Origin of the sequence: Citrobacter sp. Cb080 (assembly GCF_030334745.1) — a bacterium.
Taxonomy (GTDB): Bacteria; Pseudomonadota; Gammaproteobacteria; order Enterobacterales; family Enterobacteriaceae; genus Citrobacter; species Citrobacter braakii.
Window position 1 is genome coordinate 67,693 of record NZ_JAOWDG010000030.1, and the last position, 18,664, is coordinate 86,356.

General features: G+C 53.8%; 21 protein-coding genes. 15 read left to right on the forward strand and 6 right to left on the reverse strand.

From position 1 onward, the window contains the following. Positions 1–81 precede the first annotated feature (81 nt). The gene (sixA, locus tag OGV38_RS05385) at positions 82–567 is read left to right on the forward strand and encodes a phosphohistidine phosphatase SixA (protein WP_003028179.1); all 486 of its coding nucleotides are present in this window, start codon (positions 82–84) and stop codon (positions 565–567) included. Positions 568–647: 80 nt separating this feature from the next. On the opposite strand, the gene smrB is transcribed toward sixA, so the two are convergent. Next, the gene (smrB, locus tag OGV38_RS05390; RefSeq protein WP_016157059.1) at positions 648–1,199 is read right to left on the reverse strand and encodes an endonuclease SmrB; all 552 of its coding nucleotides are present in this window, start codon (positions 1,197–1,199) and stop codon (positions 648–650) included. Positions 1,200–1,365: 166 nt separating this feature from the next. Here smrB and prmB point away from each other — a divergent pair, with 166 nt between their 5' ends. Genes prmB through OGV38_RS05420 form a run of 6 tightly spaced genes read left to right on the forward strand, consistent with a single transcriptional unit; the run spans position 1,366 to position 5,919 of the window. Next, complete coding sequence (prmB, locus tag OGV38_RS05395) at positions 1,366–2,298, forward strand: 50S ribosomal protein L3 N(5)-glutamine methyltransferase (protein WP_016157058.1); 933 nt, start codon at positions 1,366–1,368, stop codon at positions 2,296–2,298. A 39-nt stretch (positions 2,299–2,337) separates the two neighbouring features. Continuing rightward, positions 2,338–3,423 carry a chorismate synthase gene (gene aroC, locus OGV38_RS05400; RefSeq protein ID WP_003028170.1) on the forward strand — a complete coding sequence of 362 codons (1,086 nt, stop codon included), beginning with the start codon at positions 2,338–2,340 and terminating at the stop codon, positions 3,421–3,423. A gap of 3 nt (positions 3,424–3,426) precedes the next feature. Then, complete coding sequence (mepA, locus tag OGV38_RS05405) at positions 3,427–4,251, forward strand: penicillin-insensitive murein endopeptidase (RefSeq protein WP_016153875.1); 825 nt, start codon at positions 3,427–3,429, stop codon at positions 4,249–4,251. Then, complete coding sequence (locus OGV38_RS05410) at positions 4,251–5,060, forward strand: sulfite exporter TauE/SafE family protein (protein ID WP_286473024.1); 810 nt, start codon at positions 4,251–4,253, stop codon at positions 5,058–5,060. The genes mepA and OGV38_RS05410 overlap by 1 nt, the downstream gene beginning before the upstream one ends. Continuing rightward, positions 5,060–5,608, forward strand: a complete 549-nt coding sequence (locus OGV38_RS05415) for an elongation factor P hydroxylase (RefSeq protein WP_005129723.1) — start codon at positions 5,060–5,062, stop codon at positions 5,606–5,608. Before OGV38_RS05410 ends, OGV38_RS05415 begins: the two co-directional genes overlap by 1 nt. A 32-nt stretch (positions 5,609–5,640) precedes the next feature. After that, positions 5,641–5,919: a YfcL family protein gene (locus tag OGV38_RS05420; protein ID WP_016157057.1), complete on the forward strand. Its 279-nt coding sequence runs from the start codon at positions 5,641–5,643 to the stop codon at positions 5,917–5,919. Positions 5,920–6,022: 103 nt separating this feature from the next. Here the strand turns inward: OGV38_RS05420 and mnmC are convergent, their stop codons facing one another. Then, on the reverse strand, positions 6,023–8,023 hold the full coding sequence (gene mnmC / locus OGV38_RS05425) for a bifunctional tRNA (5-methylaminomethyl-2-thiouridine)(34)-methyltransferase MnmC2/FAD-dependent 5-carboxymethylaminomethyl-2-thiouridine(34) oxidoreductase MnmC1 (RefSeq protein ID WP_286473025.1): 2,001 nt from the start codon (positions 8,021–8,023) through the stop codon (positions 6,023–6,025). Positions 8,024–8,182: 159 nt separating this feature from the next. Between mnmC and fabB the strand changes: the two genes are divergently transcribed. Beyond that, complete coding sequence (fabB, locus tag OGV38_RS05430) at positions 8,183–9,403, forward strand: beta-ketoacyl-ACP synthase I (RefSeq protein ID WP_016157055.1); 1,221 nt, start codon at positions 8,183–8,185, stop codon at positions 9,401–9,403. A 53-nt stretch (positions 9,404–9,456) separates the two neighbouring features. On the opposite strand, the gene OGV38_RS05435 is transcribed toward fabB, so the two are convergent. The 3 genes from OGV38_RS05435 to OGV38_RS05445 all read right to left on the reverse strand — a co-directional run bounded on the left by OGV38_RS05435 (position 9,457) and on the right by OGV38_RS05445 (position 10,756). After that, entirely contained in the window at positions 9,457–9,981 is a 525-nt protein-coding gene (locus OGV38_RS05435; protein WP_269517376.1) for a YqhG/Tai3 family protein, read from the reverse strand. Beyond that, positions 9,981–10,349: an NlpC/P60 family protein gene (locus tag OGV38_RS05440; protein WP_016153868.1), complete on the reverse strand. Its 369-nt coding sequence runs from the start codon at positions 10,347–10,349 to the stop codon at positions 9,981–9,983. Before OGV38_RS05440 ends, OGV38_RS05435 begins: the two co-directional genes overlap by 1 nt. 155 nt (positions 10,350–10,504) lie before the next feature. Beyond that, complete coding sequence (locus OGV38_RS05445; protein WP_049281494.1) at positions 10,505–10,756, reverse strand: helix-turn-helix domain-containing protein; 252 nt, start codon at positions 10,754–10,756, stop codon at positions 10,505–10,507. Between the two features lie 173 nt (positions 10,757–10,929). On the opposite strand from OGV38_RS05445, the gene OGV38_RS05450 reads away from it, so the two are divergent. Both OGV38_RS05450 and OGV38_RS05455 read left to right on the forward strand, forming a co-directional pair. Next, positions 10,930–11,307, forward strand: a complete 378-nt coding sequence (locus tag OGV38_RS05450; RefSeq protein ID WP_286473026.1) for a hypothetical protein — start codon at positions 10,930–10,932, stop codon at positions 11,305–11,307. Positions 11,308–11,486: 179 nt separating this feature from the next. After that, on the forward strand, positions 11,487–12,665 hold the full coding sequence (locus OGV38_RS05455; RefSeq protein ID WP_088583049.1) for an MFS transporter: 1,179 nt from the start codon (positions 11,487–11,489) through the stop codon (positions 12,663–12,665). On the opposite strand, the gene flk is transcribed toward OGV38_RS05455, so the two are convergent. Further along, entirely contained in the window at positions 12,662–13,663 is a 1,002-nt protein-coding gene (flk, locus tag OGV38_RS05460) for a flagella biosynthesis regulator Flk (RefSeq protein WP_016153864.1), read from the reverse strand. The genes OGV38_RS05455 and flk overlap by 4 nt on opposite strands. 108 nt (positions 13,664–13,771) lie before the next feature. Between flk and pdxB the strand changes: the two genes are divergently transcribed. The 5 genes from pdxB (at position 13,772) to accD (ending at position 18,549) form a co-directional block, all read left to right on the forward strand. After that, positions 13,772–14,908, forward strand: a complete 1,137-nt coding sequence (gene pdxB / locus OGV38_RS05465) for a 4-phosphoerythronate dehydrogenase PdxB (protein WP_016153863.1) — start codon at positions 13,772–13,774, stop codon at positions 14,906–14,908. A 67-nt stretch (positions 14,909–14,975) separates the two neighbouring features. Next, entirely contained in the window at positions 14,976–15,989 is a 1,014-nt protein-coding gene (locus tag OGV38_RS05470; protein ID WP_016157051.1) for an aspartate-semialdehyde dehydrogenase, read from the forward strand. Further along, complete coding sequence (gene truA, locus OGV38_RS05475) at positions 15,989–16,801, forward strand: tRNA pseudouridine(38-40) synthase TruA (RefSeq protein ID WP_016157050.1); 813 nt, start codon at positions 15,989–15,991, stop codon at positions 16,799–16,801. Before OGV38_RS05470 ends, truA begins: the two co-directional genes overlap by 1 nt. 24 nt (positions 16,802–16,825) lie before the next feature. Continuing rightward, positions 16,826–17,485, forward strand: coding sequence for a DedA family protein (locus OGV38_RS05480; protein WP_016153860.1), 660 nt, complete (start codon positions 16,826–16,828; stop codon positions 17,483–17,485). A gap of 149 nt (positions 17,486–17,634) precedes the next feature. Beyond that, positions 17,635–18,549: an acetyl-CoA carboxylase, carboxyltransferase subunit beta gene (accD, locus tag OGV38_RS05485; protein WP_016153859.1), complete on the forward strand. Its 915-nt coding sequence runs from the start codon at positions 17,635–17,637 to the stop codon at positions 18,547–18,549. Positions 18,550–18,664 lie beyond the last annotated feature (115 nt).

An 18,664-nucleotide genomic window follows, 5' to 3' on the forward strand; every position in this document is an offset into this window, starting at 1 on the left:
CCGGCCACCACATCGTTACCACGGTCAATAGGGGCTGTGGATAAAGGTGTCGGTGATTCTGGTTAACAAAAGCGGTGCAATATGCAAGTTTTTATCATGCGTCACGGCGACGCAGCCCTCGATGCCGCCAGTGATTCGGTTCGTCCCTTAACCTCCTGTGGTTGTGACGAATCTCGCCTGATGGCGAACTGGCTGAAAGGTCAAAAAGTGGATATCGAACGTGTTCTGGTGAGCCCGTTCCTACGAGCCGAACAAACGCTGGATGTGGTGGGGGAGTGTATGAACCTGCCAACCGGTGTGGATGTTTTGCCGGAGTTGACTCCCTGCGGCGATGTCGGTCTGGTCAGCGCCTATTTACAGGCTCTGGCCAATGAAGGTATCGCCACGGCGCTGGTCATCTCTCACTTACCTTTAGTGGGGTATCTGGTGTCTGAACTTTGCCCAGGCGAAACACCGCCGATGTTTACCACATCAGCGATTGCCAGCGTAACGCTTGATGAGAGCGGGAAGGGTACTTTTAACTGGCAGATGAGCCCGTGTAACCTAAAAATGGCAAAAGCGATTTAAAAAGCCTGGAATCGGATAAGGCACAGCCGTCATCCGGAAAATCAAAGGGCCGCAAATGCGGCTCTTTCTGTTTTTCTGCATCAGGGAAGTTCGGGCGGTTGCCACTCTTCCACTTCAATCAGCAGCAGCAGCGCGGCGTCGCCACCGTACTCTTTTGGCGCTTGATGAAAGGCCATCACGTGCGGATGCTGCGCCAGCCAGAGCGGCGTTTGCTGCTTAAGAATATGTTTTCCGTGACCATGCATTACGCAAGCGCAAAACACATGCTCACGACGACAGGCGGCAATCAGCGCGCCTAACTCCTGTTTGGCCTGCTGCTGGGTCAGCCCGTGCAGATCGAGAAACAGCTCCGGGGAGTAATCGCCACGGCGCATTTTCTTCAGTTCGAAATGGCTGACGTCGGCACGCAGATATCTTACCGGGCCGTCCGTATTCAGCAGCGGCTGAAACTCGTCCGAGAAATAGTGACTGGCATCAGCTTGTTCCTGCAGCAGCCTTTTAACCGGAACCTCGGTAATTTTTTTACGTAGCGGTCGGTGAACAATGGTGTCCTGTTTAATTTTACGCGTGCCGGTCATCAGCTGGCGAAACAGCGTCTGATCCTCCTCGCTGAGCGATGTTTTCTTTTTCATTCGAGAGTCTCATCTTTTATTTTTCGTTAGTTTAACCCGACTCGGCGGGCATCCGATCGCTTAAAACGCAATTTTCGCGCTCAGGCCCTGTGTGAATGCTGATTTATCGCCGTCTTCGTGGCAAACTAGCCGCCGAAATTAATACGAGCATGCCCTGGAGGAATACGTGGATAAAATTTTCGTCGATGAAGCAGTGAGTGAACTGCATACCATTCAGGACATGTTGCGTTGGGCGGTCAGCCGTTTTAGCGCGGCGAACATCTGGTATGGCCATGGCACGGATAACCCATGGGACGAGGCCGTACAACTGGTGCTGCCGTCACTTTATCTGCCGCTGGATATTCCAGAAGATATGCGTACCGCGCGTCTGACTTCCAGCGAGCGCCATCGCATTGTTGAACGCGTGATTCGCCGCGTCAACGAGCGCATTCCGGTCGCTTATTTGACCAACAAAGCCTGGTTCTGCGGGCATGAGTTTTATGTTGATGAGCGCGTGCTGGTACCACGTTCGCCGATTGGCGAGCTTATTAATAACCGCTTTGCGGGCCTTATTAATGAGCAGCCGCAGCATATCCTGGATATGTGTACCGGCAGCGGCTGTATTGCCATTGCCTGCGCCTATGCTTTCCCGGAGGCCGAAGTGGATGCGGTGGATATTTCCACCGACGCGCTGGCGGTGACCGAACACAATATTGAAGAGCACGGCCTGATCCATCATGTTACGCCGATCCGTTCCGATCTGTTCCGCGATCTGCTGAAAGTCCAGTATGACCTGATTGTGACCAATCCGCCGTATGTCGATGCGGAAGATATGTCCGATCTGCCAAACGAATATCGTCATGAACCTGAGCTGGGTCTGGCGTCCGGCAGCGATGGACTAAAACTTACCCGTCGCATTCTGGGTAACGCTCCGGACTACCTGTCAGATAACGGTATTCTGATTTGTGAAGTCGGAAACAGCATGGTACATCTGATAGAGCAATACCCGGATGTACCGTTCACCTGGCTGGAGTTCGACAACGGCGGTGAAGGTGTATTCATGCTGACCAAAGAGCAGTTAGTTGCTGCTCGCGAGCACTTCAGCATTTATAAAGACTAAATACACGCGCACATACACAACACTCATAACGGAGCCGTGATGGCAGGAAACACAATTGGGCAACTCTTTCGCGTAACCACTTTCGGTGAATCACACGGGCTGGCGCTCGGTTGTATTGTCGATGGTGTTCCGCCGGGCATTTCTCTGACAGAAGCTGACCTACAGCACGATCTCGACAGACGCCGTCCGGGCACATCGCGCTACACTACGCAGCGTCGTGAGCCGGATCAGGTGAAAATCCTCTCCGGCGTGTTCGAGGGCGTTACCACCGGCACCAGCATTGGCCTGTTGATCGAAAATACCGATCAGCGTTCACAGGATTACGGTGCGATTAAGGACGTTTTTCGTCCAGGACACGCCGACTATACCTATGAGCAGAAGTATGGCCTGCGTGACTACCGTGGCGGCGGACGCTCATCCGCACGTGAAACGGCGATGCGCGTTGCGGCCGGAGCGATTGCCAAAAAATATCTGGCGGAAAAGTTCGGCGTTGAAATTCGCGGCTGTCTGACGCAGATGGGTGATATTCCGCTGGAGATCAAAGACTGGTCCCAGGTGGAACTTAACCCGTTCTTTTGTCCAGATCCGGATAAACTCGAGGCGCTGGACGAACTGATGCGTGGGCTGAAGAAAGAGGGCGACTCCATCGGGGCGAAGGTGACCGTAGTTGCAAGCGGCGTACCAGCGGGTCTCGGCGAACCTGTATTTGACCGCCTGGATGCTGATATCGCTCACGCGCTGATGAGCATTAACGCCGTTAAAGGCGTTGAGATTGGCGACGGTTTTGACGTTGTTGCACTGCGCGGCAGCCAGAACCGTGATGAAATCACCAAAGAAGGTTTCCAGAGTAATCATGCGGGCGGCATTCTTGGTGGGATCAGCAGTGGGCAACAAATCATTGCTCATATGGCGCTGAAACCGACCTCCAGTATTACCGTTCCAGGGCGCACTATTAATCGCTTTGGTGAAGAAGTCGAAATGATCACCAAAGGTCGTCACGATCCGTGTGTTGGGATCCGCGCCGTGCCAATCGCCGAAGCGATGCTGGCGATCGTGTTGATGGATCACCTGCTGCGTCAGCGGGCGCAAAATGCGGACGTGAAGACCGATATTCCACGCTGGTAAGAGATGAAAAAAACGGCACTTGCGGCGCTGGCTCTGTTTGCCAGCACCGCCTGTCTGGCGGCGACGCCCTGGCAGAAAATTACCCATCCGGTTGCAGGCAGCGCGCAGTCTATCGGCGCGTTCTCCAATGGCTGTATTGTTGGCGCAGATACGCTGCCTGTACAGTCAGAACACTATCAGGTGATGCGCACCGATCAGCGCCGTTACTTTGGCCATCCGGATCTGGTGATGTTTATCCAGCGTCTGAGTAATCAGGCCAACAATCTGGGGCTGGGTACGGTGTTAATCGGCGATATGGGCATGCCGGCCGGTGGGCGATTCAATGGCGGTCACGCCAGCCACCAGACGGGACTGGATGTAGATATTTTCCTGCAACTGCCGAAAACCCGCTGGACCCAGTCGCAACTGCTGCGGCCGCAGGCGTTAGATCTGGTCTCACAGGATGGCAAACGTGTCGTGCCGTCACTCTGGAAGCCGGAGATTTTCAGCCTGATCAGGCTGGCGGCAAAAGATAATGAAGTCACGCGTATTTTCGTGAATCCGGCGATTAAGCAGCAACTTTGTCTGGATGCAGGGACCGACAGGGACTGGTTGCGTAAAGTGCGGCCATGGTTCCAGCATCGTGCGCATATGCACGTACGGTTGCGTTGTCCTGCCGACAGTCTTGAGTGCGAAGATCAACCGTTACCACCACCGGGTGACGGCTGCGGCGCGGAGCTGCAAAGCTGGTTCGAACCTCCGAAACCTGGAACCACCAAGCCTGAGAAGAAGACACCGCCGCCGTTGCCGCCTTCCTGCCAGGCGCTACTGGACGAGCATGTACTCTAATGGATCATTTTGCCTCTCTGTTTATGGTGTCGCCACTGCTGTTAGGTGTGCTTTTTTTCGTGGCGATGCTGGCAGGTTTTATTGATTCTCTGGCCGGAGGCGGTGGTTTACTCACTATTCCGGCATTGATGGCGGCCGGGATGCCACCCGCGCAAGCGCTGGCCACCAATAAGCTACAGGCCTGTGGAGGATCTATCTCTTCCTCCCTCTATTTTATTCGCCGGGGCGTGGTTAATCTGGCGGATCAGAAGCTCAATATCTTCATGACTTTTATCGGCTCAATGAGCGGCGCGCTGTTGGTTCAGCACGTGCAGTCAGATATTCTGCGCCAGATCCTGCCGGTTCTGGTTATCTGTATTGGCCTTTACTTTCTGTTGATGCCGAAACTGGGGGAAGAGGACCGACAGCGTCGGTTGCATGGGTTGCCTTTCGCGCTGGTGGCCGGGGGCTGCGTCGGCTTTTACGATGGCTTTTTTGGTCCGGCTGCGGGGTCGTTCTACGCGCTGGCTTTTGTCATGCTGTGCGGCTACAACCTGGCGAAATCGACGGCCCACGCCAAAGTATTAAATGCCACATCGAATATCGGCGGGCTGTTGCTGTTTGCCCTCGGCGGCAAAGTGATTTGGGCGACCGGATTTGTGATGCTCATTGGCCAGTTTATTGGCGCACGGATGGGCTCACGGCTGGTGCTCAGTAAAGGACAAAAACTCATTCGGCCAATGATCGTCATTGTCTCCGCCGTGATGAGTGCCAAGCTACTTTATGATAATCATGGACAGGAGATTCTCCACTGGCTGGGGATGAACTAATGAATAATACCCATCACTACGAACAGTTAATTGAGATTTTTAACGGCTGCTTTGCCGATGAATTTAATACCCGTCTGATTAAAGGCGATGACGAACCGATCTATCTTCCTGCGGATGCGGAATTACCGTATCACCGTATCGTTTTTGCGCATGGCTATTACGCCAGCGCGTTACACGAAATTTCACACTGGTGCATCGCCGGTAAGGCGCGGCGTGAACTGGTCGACTTCGGTTACTGGTATTGTCCGGACGGACGCGACGCGAAGACGCAATGCCAGTTTGAAGACGTGGAAGTGAAGCCGCAGGCGTTTGACTGGCTGTTTTGCATGGCGGCGGGCTACCCATTTAACGTCAGTTGCGACAACCTTGAAGGGGACTTTGAACCGGATCGCGTGGTATTCCAGCGCCGTGTCCATGCTCAGGTGATGGAGTACCTGGACAAGGGGATCCCTGAACGTCCGGCGCGCTTCATTAACGCGTTACAGAATTATTATCACACGCCTGAACTTAAGGCGGAACAATTCCCGTGGCCCGAAGCGCTCAACTGAAGTCGCTGCCACGTTTACAATGAGGAAAGAAGATGATCGCGGAGTTTGAATCACGCATTCTGGCATTAATCGACGATATGGTAGAGCACGCCAGCGATGATGAGTTGTTTGCCAGTGGCTATTTGCGTGGACACCTGACGCTGGCCGTGGCCGAACTGGACGCTGGCGAGGACCATTCCGCTGAGGCATTGTACGCCAATGTGACCAGCAGCCTGGAAAAAGCCATCAGCGCAGGCGAACTATCGCCGCGTGACCAGGCGTTAGTGAAAGAAATGTGGGACACTCTGTTCCAGAAGGCTACTGCACAATAATTGCGGTAAATTGTGCCGGATGGCGACGCTCTGGTGTCTTATCCGGCCTACCTTGTTGGGGTGTTTGTAGGCCTGATCAGCGTAGCGTCATCAGGCCATCCTTTTATTTCACCGCTTTACCCTTCAATAACTTCCTGACCCACAGACGATTTGGATTTAGCGCCGCCAGCGTGCTGGCATCCATGGGAATCGGTTCATTGCTCATTTGCGACGCCAGAATTTCTGCACACAGTGGGGCAGTACACAGCCCGCGCGATCCCAGCGCGCCCAGCATAAATAAATCGGAATAAACCGGCGCGCTTACGGCGTGCTCTTTGTCTGCAGCAAGTGTGGTGTACTGGCTGAGCGTGGCGTCATAGTCCGCGACGTTGCCGACCATTGGCATGTGATCGCGCGTGGCGCAGCGCACCCCACAGCGGGCGGCATTGTCACTAACGTCTACCTCTTTTGCCCACACAGCGTTCGGGAAGCAGTCGATTAAGCGTTGACGGTTTTGTTGCTGATCGTCCTCGCGATACGCTGTCTCTTCACTCCCTCGATGATAGCTGGCGCCAATGCAGTGCTGCTGATTTTGCGGGTTGTGCGGCGTGAGGTAGCCGTCATAGCACAGCACCTGACGTAACGCTGAAAGTGCAGGTGTGGTGGGAATATGACTCACCTGACCGCCCACGGAGTACACCGGTAGCGGCTGCGTTTGCTCAAAGCGGCTAATGAGATGGCCGTTAGCCAGAACGACTGCTGCGTGAGAGGCGGTTTCTCCACTGGAAAACTGCAATTGCCAGCTTGCTGTCTGGCGAGTCAGTGAGGTCAGCGTATGGTGGTAGCGGGTGTGTAATCCCAGGGTTGTTGCATAGTCCAGTACCGCGGCGGTTAACTGCGCCGGATACAGCCATCCTCCGGCCGGATACTGAATCCCGCCGCATCCGGTTTCCACACCTGTTGTTTGTAAAACCTGCTGTGCGTCAACCCCGACGGCGAGCGCAGCGGGCAGTTCAAGGGACAGCATCTGGGTGATTTTTTGCTGGCTTTTCTCATCCCACGCGAGTTGCGTCACGCCGCACCAGTCATGTGCGAACTCAACGGGGAGGGCGTCATACAGTCGACGGGCGAAGGTAAACGCAGTGGGGAAAAAGAGATTAATGGCCGCGTCATGTTTGCTAAGTAGGGGGTAGAGCGCCCCCTGGCGATTACCGGATGCGCCTCCGGCAGGTTTATCGTCGGCGCAATACAGCGTGACCTGCCAGCCGCGGCGCAATAACGCCAGTGACAGCAATGCGCTGGCAATTCCTCCACCAATAATGGCGGCTTCGCGCTTATCTGTTCCCGTACGCGCAAACCATGGCGCCGAGGACGTGAGCGCCTGAGTCTGTTCCATCACGCCACAGAGCATTTCGCGTTTGCGCCCAAAGCCTTTGCATTTTTGCATTGTAAATCCGGCTTCCTGCAACCCCCGACGTACAAAGCCTGCCGATGTAAAGGTTGCCAGCGTCCCGCCGGGACGAGCCAGTCGGGCCATCGCGTTAAACAGCGTTGGCGTCCACATATCCGGGTTTTTTGCCGGTGCGAAACCGTCCAGGAACCAGGCGTCCACCTTTTGATTCAGAGAGTCATCCAGCGTACTGGTCAGTTCGTTAATATCGCCAAACCACAGATCCAGCGTGACGCGCCCATCATCAAGCAGCAGGCGATGACATCCCGCCAGCGGCAGCGGCCATTGTTCTTGCAGTGCCGTGGACCACGGGGCAAGTTCTGGCCAGTGCTGGTGGGCTAAGGTGAGATCTTCTCGCGTTAGCGGATATTTTTCAAAGCTGATGAAATGTAATCTTTCCAGGGTAGCTTCTGGATGGGTATCGCGAAAATCGGCAAATGCCTGCCAGAGCGTGAGGAAGTTAAGTCCGGTGCCAAACCCGCTTTCTGCCACCACGAAGAGAGGACGTGAATGCGCAGGGAATCGTTGTGCGAGATTGTTACCGCCGAGAAAGACGTAACGTGTCTCTTCCAGCCCGTTATCATTAGAAAAATAGACATCGTCAAAATCTCGGGAAACAGGTGTACCCTCAGCGTTGAATTCAAGGTTGGCAGGTTGTATAGCGTATTGTTTCACGTAAGTTACTCGTCTGACAGGCTGTGCCCCGATCTTAGCGATGAGTGCCTGGCTGCGCAAATTTCCACATAAAATGGCTGATCGGACTTGTTCGGCGTACAAGTGTACGCTATTGTGCCACTCGAAACTTTAAAATAGTGCGACTTACAGAGGTATTGAATGAAACGTGCAGTGATTACTGGCTTGGGCATCGTTTCCAGCATCGGTAATAACCAGCAGGAAGTCCTGGCATCTCTGCGTGAAGGACGTTCAGGGATCACTTTCTCTCAGGAGCTGAAGGACTCCGGCATGCGTAGCCACGTTTGGGGCAACGTAAAACTGGATACCACTGGCCTCATTGACCGCAAAGTAGTGCGCTTCATGAGCGACGCATCCATCTATGCATTCCTATCAATGGAGCAGGCAGTGGCTGATGCCGGCCTTGCTGCAGAAGATTACCAGAACAACCCGCGCGTTGGCCTGATTGCAGGTTCCGGCGGCGGCTCCCCACGTTTTCAGGTGTTCGGCGCTGACGCAATGCGTAGCCCACGTGGTCTGAAAGCGGTTGGCCCGTATGTGGTCACCAAAGCGATGGCGTCCGGCGTTTCTGCCTGCCTCGCAACGCCGTTCAAAATCCACGGCGTAAACTACTCCATCAGCTCTGCCTGTGCGACATCTGCGCACTGCATCGGCAACGCGGTAGAACAAATTCAGTTGGGCAAACAGGATATCGTTTTTGCTGGCGGCGGCGAAGAGCTGTGCTGGGAAATGGCGTGTGAATTCGATGCAATGGGCGCGCTGTCTACCAAATACAACGACGATCCGTCAAAAGCTTCCCGTACCTATGACGCAAACCGCGACGGTTTCGTTATTGCTGGCGGCGGCGGTATGGTCGTGGTTGAAGAACTGGAGCACGCTCTGGCACGTGGCGCACACATCTATGCGGAAATCGTCGGTTACGGCGCAACGTCCGATGGCGCAGACATGGTTGCTCCGTCTGGCGAAGGCGCAGTACGTTGCATGCAGATGGCGATGCACGGTGTAGACACGCCGATCGACTACCTGAACTCTCACGGTACCTCGACTCCGGTAGGCGACGTGAAAGAACTGGGCGCAATCCGCGAAGTGTTTGGCAATAACAGCCCGGCAATCTCCGCAACCAAAGCGATGACCGGTCACTCACTGGGCGCGGCTGGCGTGCAGGAAGCTATCTACTCTCTGCTGATGCTGGAACATGGCTTTATCGCGCCAAGCATCAACATTGAAGAGCTGGATGAGCAGGCAGCAGGTCTGAACATCGTGACCAAACCGACCGAGCAGGCGCTGACCACCGTGATGTCCAACAGCTTCGGCTTTGGCGGCACCAACGCTACGCTGGTTATGCGTAAGCTGAAGGCGTAAGTCTCAGCTTGAATACGAAAAAAGGGAGCCAACAGGCTCCCTTTTTACCGTGTTTACTTCGGCATTTTTTCGTATTCCGGCGCGATCTCAGCGGACCATGCTCTGGCTCGCGTAATCTCTCCGGCATTGTAAATGGGCTGCTCGTAATGACGACCCGCGTCCCGGACACGATAAATTTTCCACCGTCCTTCCTCCCAACGGGTATAAACCTCCAGTCGAATAGGGGCTGACTCAGTGCCTAACTGCAGGTTCAGTTTTTCACCGCCGAGGAATGGCTGCGCCTGTCCAACCCGCAACAGCGGGATCCATGCCGGTGCGTAATCCTGCACATACATAAAGTAGTCCGCTTGCACGATCTCCTGCTCATAAAGCGTATCAATTAGCGCCAGACGCCCGATAACCTCTTTGGCGACATAGCGTTGCAGTAATGCTGATGTTTCGCGGGGCGCATCCGGATCCTGAGTGTAGTTCTTCATCCACGAAAGATAGAACTGTTTCACATCCTGCGTGCTGTCACGGTGAGAAGGGGTACAGCCACAAATCAGCAGGATGAGAACAATCAGTGGAAAGGTTTTCATTACTTCTTCCTGTAAATGGTGTATGACGGCTTTGCGGTCCGATAACCTGGACCGGCCCACATGTCTCGCTGTTTGAAGTCGGAATACCAGTCATGACCGTCATATATCGCCATGTGACCGCTCGGGTTTCCATTAGCATAAGGTTGAATGATGATGACATCCCCTTCGCGCGGCTCTTCAAGCGCGCCAATGGCGCTGAAACCGGCGTTTTTCAGCATCGGACCATAATCTTTGGCATGGTAAGTGCGCCCAAGAGTAACGCCGCCTGCCTGAACAGCTTTGCGGGTATATTCCGCACAGCGCCCTTGTGAATGTGAACTCGCGTGCGATTTGGCGTAATTGACCGCCACCTTTTTATCCCAACTCATAACGACTCCTGTTAATAACATACGTAATAGCAATTACGTGATGCTTTAACAGTATTTACGCAATTGGAAATGGCAAATAGTGCTATTAATATTCTCAATATATTAAGCTGGGATATTTATTAATTTATATGCTCGATAAATTACGAGTGAACTATTTAATATTCAGTATTACTTGTTTTATCCTCTGGCTGCTGGTGTGGATAGCGTGACGGCCAAATCACGTCTGGCGAGGTTTCGAGCGCCTGCGCAATGATCTGTTCCGCTCTGGGCCAGCTTCGGGTAAATACATTGCGCAGTGAATCGGGTGATAATCCAGCCGCACGAGAAAGATCTCTGAGCGTGATTCCTTTTTTTTCCAGTGCACTTTTAATATCTGCACGATGCCAGTCTTGGCTTTTGTGTTCCATTCTGTAATCCTAAGGAAATGTGTTATCGGCGCCGATATTTTTCAGGGTATAAACCAGAGAAACAAAAGAATGTAACTTTCTTTTTGGTCACTGGAATATTGCCAGAATAAAACTGAAATTTCGCGCAAAAGAAAAAATATTTTTTATTCCACAGGCAGAAAGGAAAGAAACTAATGGCAAAAGAGTGGTTCACGGTAAAGGAATGTCTTGAATTGCCGGGGTTTCCAGGAAGCGCGCCTGCGGTTCGTTCCCGTTTAAACATGTACAGTGAAGGCAAAGAGGGCGTGAAGCGCAAACGTGTTAAATCAAAGGCTGAGGAGTTCCATATCTCCATTTTCCCTTTGTATGTCCGTCCTTACCTGAAAGAAACTGAAAAGGTGCTGGCCTTAGAGAGCCGTTCCGTACAGGAAGCGGAACCGAAAGAGATCTGGGATATGATGTTCAGACTGCTGACGCTAGGGCAGCGCAAGCAGGTGACCGGACTGTTTGGCACAAAAGGAATTGATGCGGTATTTCCTTTTTTATTCGACGAAAAGTCGTCTTTACCGTGAACCGACCTGGTGAGATTTCAGGGTTGACAAATTTAGTGGCTCACAGGCAGACTTCGCACTCAACATTATCTATCTGATAATGCGTAAGCGTTTAACGTTATCCAACGCACCTTAATCCTGAAAGTCAGGTAGAGGGGGCGTGGACATTCCTCGCCTTACTCTGCATTTTGGAGTAACGCATGACAGCTGTAACCCAACAAGAAAAAACACCTTCGGCGAACTTTTCGCTGTTTCGTATCGCTTTTGCAGTTTTCCTGACCTATATGACGGTCGGCCTACCTTTGCCCGTTATTCCTCTGTTTGTGCATCAGGAGCTGGGCTATGGCAACACCATGGTTGGTATCGCCGTAGGCGTACAGTTTCTGGCAACGGTATTAACGCGCGGCTACGCCGGGCGCTTAGCCGATCAATATGGCGCCAAACGTTCGGCGCTACAGGGGATGTTTGCCTGTGGGTTGGCGGGTGCGGCGTGGTTGTTAGCCGCGCTATTGCCTGTCTCTGTCCCTGTAAAATTTGCATTGTTAATCGTCGGGCGTTTGATCCTCGGTTTTGGCGAAAGCCAACTGCTCACCGGAACGCTGACCTGGGGGCTTGGGCTGGTCGGTCCAACACGCTCGGGTAAGGTGATGTCGTGGAACGGGATGGCTATTTACGGTGCGCTGGCCGCCGGTGCGCCGCTGGGCTTGCTAATCCATAGCCACTTTGGCTTCGCGGCGCTGGCGGGAACGACAATGGTATTACCGCTGCTGGCATGGGCATTCAACGGCACCGTTCGCAAAGTGCCTGCTCATGCAGGAGAACGCCCTTCTTTATGGAGCGTGGTAGGGCTTATCTGGAAACCGGGCCTGGGCCTGGCGCTGCAGGGCGTTGGTTTTGCGGTGATCGGTACGTTTATTTCACTCTATTTTGTCAGCAACGGCTGGACGATGGCGGGGTTCACCCTGACCGCGTTTGGTGGGGCGTTTGTGCTGATGCGCATTCTGTTTGGCTGGATGCCGGATCGGTTCGGAGGCGTGAAGGTAGCCGTTGTCTCCTTACTGGTTGAAACCGCGGGGCTGATTCTGCTGTGGCAGGCCCCATCAGCATGGATTGCGCTGCTCGGGGCGGCATTAACCGGGGCAGGATGTTCGCTTATCTTCCCGGCATTGGGCGTAGAGGTTGTGAAGCGAGTGCCCGCGCAGGTTCGCGGTACGGCGCTGGGCGGTTACGCCGCGTTTCAGGATATCTCCTACGGCATAAGCGGCCCGGTCGCCGGGGTGCTGGCCACCGCGTACGGTTATCCCTCGGTATTCCTTGCCGGAGCGATATCCGCCGTGGTGGGGATTGTCGTGACGCTGCTTACGCTGAGCAAAGGTTAAGCGACCAGCCAGAAAATGGCTAATGCGATCATTAACGCGACAAACAGCAATCCCGGTCGTGCCGACAGAGATTTAACCGTTTCAATCATCGGCGCGAACGGGCTGTAAATAGGCTGAAGATGGCGCGGATCGTTTAGCTCGCGTTCCCGTTCTACGCGGCGCAGGAAGATTTGATTCAGCAAGTCCTGCACCTGCACCGTGGTCAGAATCGTTTGTGGTTGGATCTGATACGTCTGCTGCGCGTACTCTTTTATTGCCGTCAGCTCATTCGGCTCTAATGGCAGCTTCAGGGCCGCCTGGAGCGTTTGTAGCGTCGGGGCGCTTTGCAGGCTGAGCGTCTGGCGCGCCTGCAGCCAGGTGACCAGATGAGTAAACTGTTTGGCGGGGATCAGCTCACCGCTTTTTACGCCAGACAGCTCTAACATTGACTGCCAGATCATCTTACCTGACTCTCCCGTGGCCGCCGCCAGTTTGGTAACCAACTGGTTCAGCGTATTGTGCTCTGCGGGTAATAACGGACGATCGGTGGCCGGGCGCTGTTGCGGTTGCGGTATAGAAAGCTGCCCTTGTTGCAGCAGCGTGAGCACGTTCTTCAACTGCTCAGGCGTGAGCTGGCTGAGCGCCGTTTGCCCATACTGCTGACGGATAAAATCACTTACCGCCTGGCGGTTATTTCCCTGACTCAGTAATTCAGTGAGCTGTGAGAGAACCTGACGATTAGCATGATTTTGCTGAGCAACACCCAGCCGCTGATTCAGGTTTTGCTCCGCGGCAGGAAAGTGACGTGATTGCAGCGGCGTATCACTTTTGACGCCCAGATCGTGCTTCATTCCGGCCCACACCTCGGCGCTTTGCTGTTGGGTGAGTGAAATCAGACGGGTAATCAGTCGTTCCAGCACAGTACGTTGTTGTGTGGATAACGGTTGTTCACCCGCAGCAGAAGGGGCATTTTGGCCTTCGCCGGGAGGGCGTGCGGGTGTACCTGAAATGGGCTGCATCATCTCTGTTCCTTAAATCTGTGCTGACCAGGTCTCGCAGTATGCCTGGCGGCGAGATTATGGCACACTTGCCCGGTTAACTCTCGTTCTCAAACAGGTGCGAAAGACGTGAAAATCCTCGTTGATGAAAATATGCCCTATGCCCGCGAACTGTTCAGTCGTTTGGGGGAGGTCAAAGCGGTTCCCGGTCGCCCGATTCCCGTTGCCGAACTGGATGATGCGGATGCCTTAATGGTGCGCTCGGTGACGAAAGTAAATGAATCACTGCTTAGCGGAAAACCGGTTCAATTTGTCGGCACGGCAACCGCAGGCACGGACCATGTGGATGAAGCCTGGCTTGCGCAGTCGAAGATCGGCTTTTCCGCAGCGCCCGGCTGTAACGCGATTGCGGTCGTAGAATATGTTTTTTCAGCGTTGCTGATGCTGGCGGAGCGCGACGGGTTTGCGTTACGCGATCGTACTGTAGGCATCGTAGGCGTGGGCAATGTGGGCGGCCGTTTGCAGGCACGTCTGGAAGCACTGGGGATCCGCACGCTGCTGTGCGATCCGCCGCGAGCCGATCGCGGTGACGAGGGAGATTTCCGCTCGCTGGACGAACTGGTAGAGCAAGCCGATGTGTTGACTTTCCATACGCCGCTGTTTAAAGACGGACCGTACAAAACGCTGCACCTGGCAGATGATGCGCTGATTAGCCGGCTGAAGCCGGGCACCATTGTGATCAACGCCTGCCGCGGGCCAGTCATCGACAATACGGCATTGCTGAACCGATTGAATGCCGGGCAGTCGCTGAGCGTCGTGCTGGATGTCTGGGAAGGGGAGCCGGATCTCAATGTGGCATTGCTGGAGAAAGCCGATATCGGCACGGCGCACATTGCCGGGTATACCCTGGAAGGAAAAGCGCGCGGCACCACGCAGGTCTTTGAGGCTTTTAGCAAGTTTATTGGTCGCGAACAACACGTTGCGCTCAATACCCTGTTACCTGCGCCGGAATTTGGTCGTATCACACTGCATGGCCCGTTAGATCAGCCAACGCTGAAAAGGCTGGTGCATTTAGTGTATGATGTGCGCCGCGATGATGCGCCGCTGCGTAAAGTCGCTGGAATTCCGGGTGAGTTTGATAAGCTGCGTAAAAATTATCTTGAGCGCCGTGAATGGTCGTCTTTATACGTGATGTGTGACGACGCAACGGCTGCTGCCTTGCTGTGTAAGCTAGGTTTTAACGCTGTTTATCACCCGGCACATTAATGTCTTCTTAATGCTCCCTGTCGAATAATGCGACAGGGACGCTTACGTATTTCTGGAGTAAATCACCATGTCTGAAGGCTGGAATATTGCCATTCTGGGCGCAACGGGCGCCGTAGGCGAAGCCCTGCTCGATACGCTGGCTGAACGCCAGTTCCCGGTCGGTGAAATTTATGCGCTGGCGCGTAATGAAAGCGCAGGTGAGCATCTGCGTTTTAACGGTAAATCGGTCCTTGTTCAGGACGTTGTAGACTTTGACTGGACGCAGGCGCAACTGGCATTTTTTGTTGCGGGCGCTGAAGCCACCGCCGCATGGGTGGAAGAAGCGACCAATGCCGGTTGCCTGGTTATCGACAGCAGTGGCCTGTTCGCGCTTGAGCCGGACGTTCCGCTGGTGGTTCCGGACGTTAACCCGTTCGTACTGGCGGATTACCGCAACCGCAATGTGATTGCGGTTCCTTCCAGCCTGACCAGCCAACTGCTGTCTGCGCTGAAGCCGCTAATTGATGACGGCGGGCTGTCACGTATTACGGTGACCAATATTATTTCTGCTTCCGCTCACGGTAAAAAAGCCGTAGATGCGCTTGCCGGACAGAGCGCGAAACTACTGAACGGCATCCCGATTGACGATGACGATTTCTTTGGTCGTCAGCTGGCGTTCAACATGCTGCCGCTGCTGCCGGATCGCGAAGGTAGTGTGCGCGAAGAGCGTCGTATCGTCGATGAAGTGCGCAAAATTATGCAGGACGACGGGCTACTTATCTCCGCCAGCATCGTGCAGTCGCCGGTATTTTATGGCCACGCACAGATGGTGAATTTTGAAGCTCTGCGTCCGTTGGCGGCGGAAGAAGCACGTGATGCGTTTTCACGCGGTGAGGACGTAGTGTTGTCAGAAGAGACCTATATCCCGACGCAGGTTGGCGATGCGTCAGGTACTCCGCACCTTTCAGTTGGCTGTGTGCATAACGATTACGGGATGCCGGAACAGGTTCAGTTCTGGTCTGTGGCAGACAACGTACGCTTTGGCGGTGCGTTGATGGCGGTGAAAATTGCGGAAAAACTGGTGCAGGAGTACCTGTACTAATGTCTGACCTGCAACAGCCGTCAACCCATAAAATTGCGCTGGGCATTGAGTATGACGGCAGCAAATATTATGGCTGGCAGCGCCAGAACGAAGTGCGTAGCGTTCAGGAAAAACTGGAAAAAGCGCTCTCTCAGGTGGCGAATGAACGCATCACTGTCTTTTGTGCGGGACGCACGGATGCGGGCGTTCATGGCACAGGGCAGGTCGTGCACTTTGAAACGACTGCCCAGCGTAAAGATGCAGCCTGGACACTGGGGGTAAATGCGAATTTACCTGGTGACATTGCTGTGCGCTGGGTGAAAGCTGTACCCGATGATTTCCATGCCCGATTTAGCGCCACGGCTCGCCGTTATCGCTACATCATCTACAATCATCGGTTGCGCCCTGCGGTTTTAGGTAAAGGGGTAACCCATTACTATGAACCGCTGGACGCTGAGCGTATGCATCGTGCGGCCCAGTGTTTGATTGGCGAAAATGATTTTACTTCGTTTCGGGCGGTGCAGTGTCAGTCGCGCACACCGTGGCGTAACGTGATGCACATTAACGTTGAACGTTTTGGTGCATATGTGGTGGTGGATATTAAAGCGAATGCCTTTGTACATCATATGGTCAGGAATATTGTCGGCAGCCTGATGGAAGTAGGCGCCAACAACCAGCCGGAGAGCTGGATAGCAGAACTGCTAGCGGCGAAGGACAGAACGCTGGCAGCGGCAACGGCGAAAGCGGAAGGATTGTATCTGGTTGCAGTAGATTACCCGGAACGGTTCGACCTGCCAAAACCGCCTATGGGTCCGCTATTTCTGGCGGACTAATTTGAGTCGTATAAAGGCAAAACTATGGACCTGATTTACTTTCTTATCGATTTTATCCTGCACATTGATGTGCATCTGGCGGAGCTGGTTGCGGAATACGGTATCTGGGTATACGCGATTCTGTTTCTGATCCTGTTCTGCGAAACCGGGCTGGTGGTGACGCCGTTCCTGCCGGGAGACTCGCTACTGTTTGTCGCTGGCGCGCTTTCTGCGCTGCCAACTAACGATCTCAATGTTCATCTGATGGTGATGTTGATGATTGTGGCGGCTATTATCGGCGATGCGGTGAACTACACGATTGGCCGTTTGTTCGGTGAAAAACTCTTCAGTAACCCGAACTCTAAAATTTTCCGTCGCAGTTACCTGGATAAAACCCATGCGTTCTACGAGCGTCATGGCGGCAAAACGATTATCCTCGCGCGTTTCGTACCTATCGTGCGTACATTTGCACCGTTTGTTGCCGGTATGGGACACATGTCCTACCGTCATTTTGCGATGTATAACGTCGCAGGCGCGCTGCTGTGGGTATTGCTGTTCACCTATGCAGGCTATCTGTTCGGCGATCTGCCGATCGTTCAGGAAAACCTGAAATTACTGATTGTGGCGATCATCGTCCTTTCCGTATTGCCGGGCATAATTGAAGTGATTCGCCATAAACGCGCTGCGTCACGGGCTGCAAAATAGAAAGTAACTCAGCGGTTCGACCACTTTTTTATCCAAAGTTTCGGGCTGTTATGTTTTAATGTGCAACATTCATGGTCTGTTAGGGGCAAAAATGGCATTATGCGCCCCTTATAACAAAGCTGACTAGGGTTCAGGCAGAAAGGTCACCAATGAGCTGGATTGAACGAATTAAAAGCAACATTACTCCCACCCGCAAGGCAAGCATTCCTGAAGGGGTGTGGACCAAGTGTGATAGCTGCGGTCAGGTTTTATACCGTGCTGAGCTGGAACGTAATCTTGAGGTCTGTCCGAAGTGTGACCATCATATGCGCATGTCGGCGCGCAATCGCCTGCATAGCCTGTTAGATGAAGGTTCTCTTGTGGAACTGGGTAGCGAGCTTGAGCCGAAAGATGTGCTGAAGTTTCGTGACTCCAAAAAGTACAAAGACAGACTGGCTTCTGCGCAGAAAGAAACTGGCGAGAAAGATGCGCTGGTGGTAATGAAAGGCACGCTGCACGGTATGCCGGTCGTTGCTGCTGCATTCGAGTTCGCGTTTATGGGCGGCTCCATGGGCTCTGTGGTCGGCGCGCGTTTTGTCCGTGCCGTTGAGCAGGCGCTGGAAGATAACTGTCCGCTGATCTGCTTCTCCGCTTCTGGCGGGGCGCGTATGCAGGAAGCGCTGATGTCTCTGATGCAGATGGCGAAAACCTCTGCCGCGCTGGCGAAAATGCAGGAACGCGGTTTACCGTATATTTCTGTACTGACCGACCCAACAATGGGCGGTGTTTCTGCTAGCTTCGCGATGCTGGGCGATCTCAACATTGCAGAACCGAAAGCACTGATCGGCTTTGCTGGTCCGCGTGTTATCGAGCAAACCGTACGTGAGAAACTGCCGCCGGGATTCCAGCGTAGCGAGTTCCTGATTGAAAAAGGCGCTATCGATATGATCGTCCGCCGTCCGGAAATGCGCCTGAAACTGGCAAGCATTCTGGCGAAGCTGATGAATCTTCCTACGCCGAATCCGGATGAGCCGCGTGAAGGCGAGGTGGTACCTCCGGTTCCCGATCAGGAATCAGAGGCCTGATAGTTTACTCTATGGGTTTCGGGTTGCAGGCAGGCGATAAGAGAGTTGATCCCGATGAGCTTACACAGGTAAGTGATTCGGGTGAGCGAGCACAGCCAACGCATCTGCAACGTGA

Bases quoted from the DNA above. Each gene is read 5' to 3' on its own strand.
- sixA (WP_003028179.1), top strand. From the start codon at position 82: ATGCAAGTTTTTATCATGCGTCACGGCGACGCAGCCCTCGATGCCGCC.
- smrB (WP_016157059.1), bottom strand. From the start codon at position 1,199: ATGAAAAAGAAAACATCGCTCAGCGAGGAGGATCAGACGCTGTTTCGC.
- aroC (WP_003028170.1), top strand. From the start codon at position 2,338: ATGGCAGGAAACACAATTGGGCAACTCTTTCGCGTAACCACTTTCGGT.
- mepA (WP_016153875.1), top strand. From the start codon at position 3,427: ATGAAAAAAACGGCACTTGCGGCGCTGGCTCTGTTTGCCAGCACCGCC.
- OGV38_RS05410 (WP_286473024.1), top strand. From the start codon at position 4,251: ATGGATCATTTTGCCTCTCTGTTTATGGTGTCGCCACTGCTGTTAGGT.
- OGV38_RS05415 (WP_005129723.1), top strand. From the start codon at position 5,060: ATGAATAATACCCATCACTACGAACAGTTAATTGAGATTTTTAACGGC.
- OGV38_RS05420 (WP_016157057.1), top strand. From the start codon at position 5,641: ATGATCGCGGAGTTTGAATCACGCATTCTGGCATTAATCGACGATATG.
- fabB (WP_016157055.1), top strand. From the start codon at position 8,183: ATGAAACGTGCAGTGATTACTGGCTTGGGCATCGTTTCCAGCATCGGT.
- OGV38_RS05435 (WP_269517376.1), bottom strand. From the start codon at position 9,981: ATGAAAACCTTTCCACTGATTGTTCTCATCCTGCTGATTTGTGGCTGT.
- OGV38_RS05440 (WP_016153868.1), bottom strand. From the start codon at position 10,349: ATGAGTTGGGATAAAAAGGTGGCGGTCAATTACGCCAAATCGCACGCG.
- OGV38_RS05445 (WP_049281494.1), bottom strand. From the start codon at position 10,756: ATGGAACACAAAAGCCAAGACTGGCATCGTGCAGATATTAAAAGTGCA.
- OGV38_RS05450 (WP_286473026.1), top strand. From the start codon at position 10,930: ATGGCAAAAGAGTGGTTCACGGTAAAGGAATGTCTTGAATTGCCGGGG.
- OGV38_RS05455 (WP_088583049.1), top strand. From the start codon at position 11,487: ATGACAGCTGTAACCCAACAAGAAAAAACACCTTCGGCGAACTTTTCG.
- flk (WP_016153864.1), bottom strand. From the start codon at position 13,663: ATGCAGCCCATTTCAGGTACACCCGCACGCCCTCCCGGCGAAGGCCAA.
- OGV38_RS05470 (WP_016157051.1), top strand. From the start codon at position 14,976: ATGTCTGAAGGCTGGAATATTGCCATTCTGGGCGCAACGGGCGCCGTA.
- truA (WP_016157050.1), top strand. From the start codon at position 15,989: ATGTCTGACCTGCAACAGCCGTCAACCCATAAAATTGCGCTGGGCATT.
- OGV38_RS05480 (WP_016153860.1), top strand. From the start codon at position 16,826: ATGGACCTGATTTACTTTCTTATCGATTTTATCCTGCACATTGATGTG.
- accD (WP_016153859.1), top strand. From the start codon at position 17,635: ATGAGCTGGATTGAACGAATTAAAAGCAACATTACTCCCACCCGCAAG.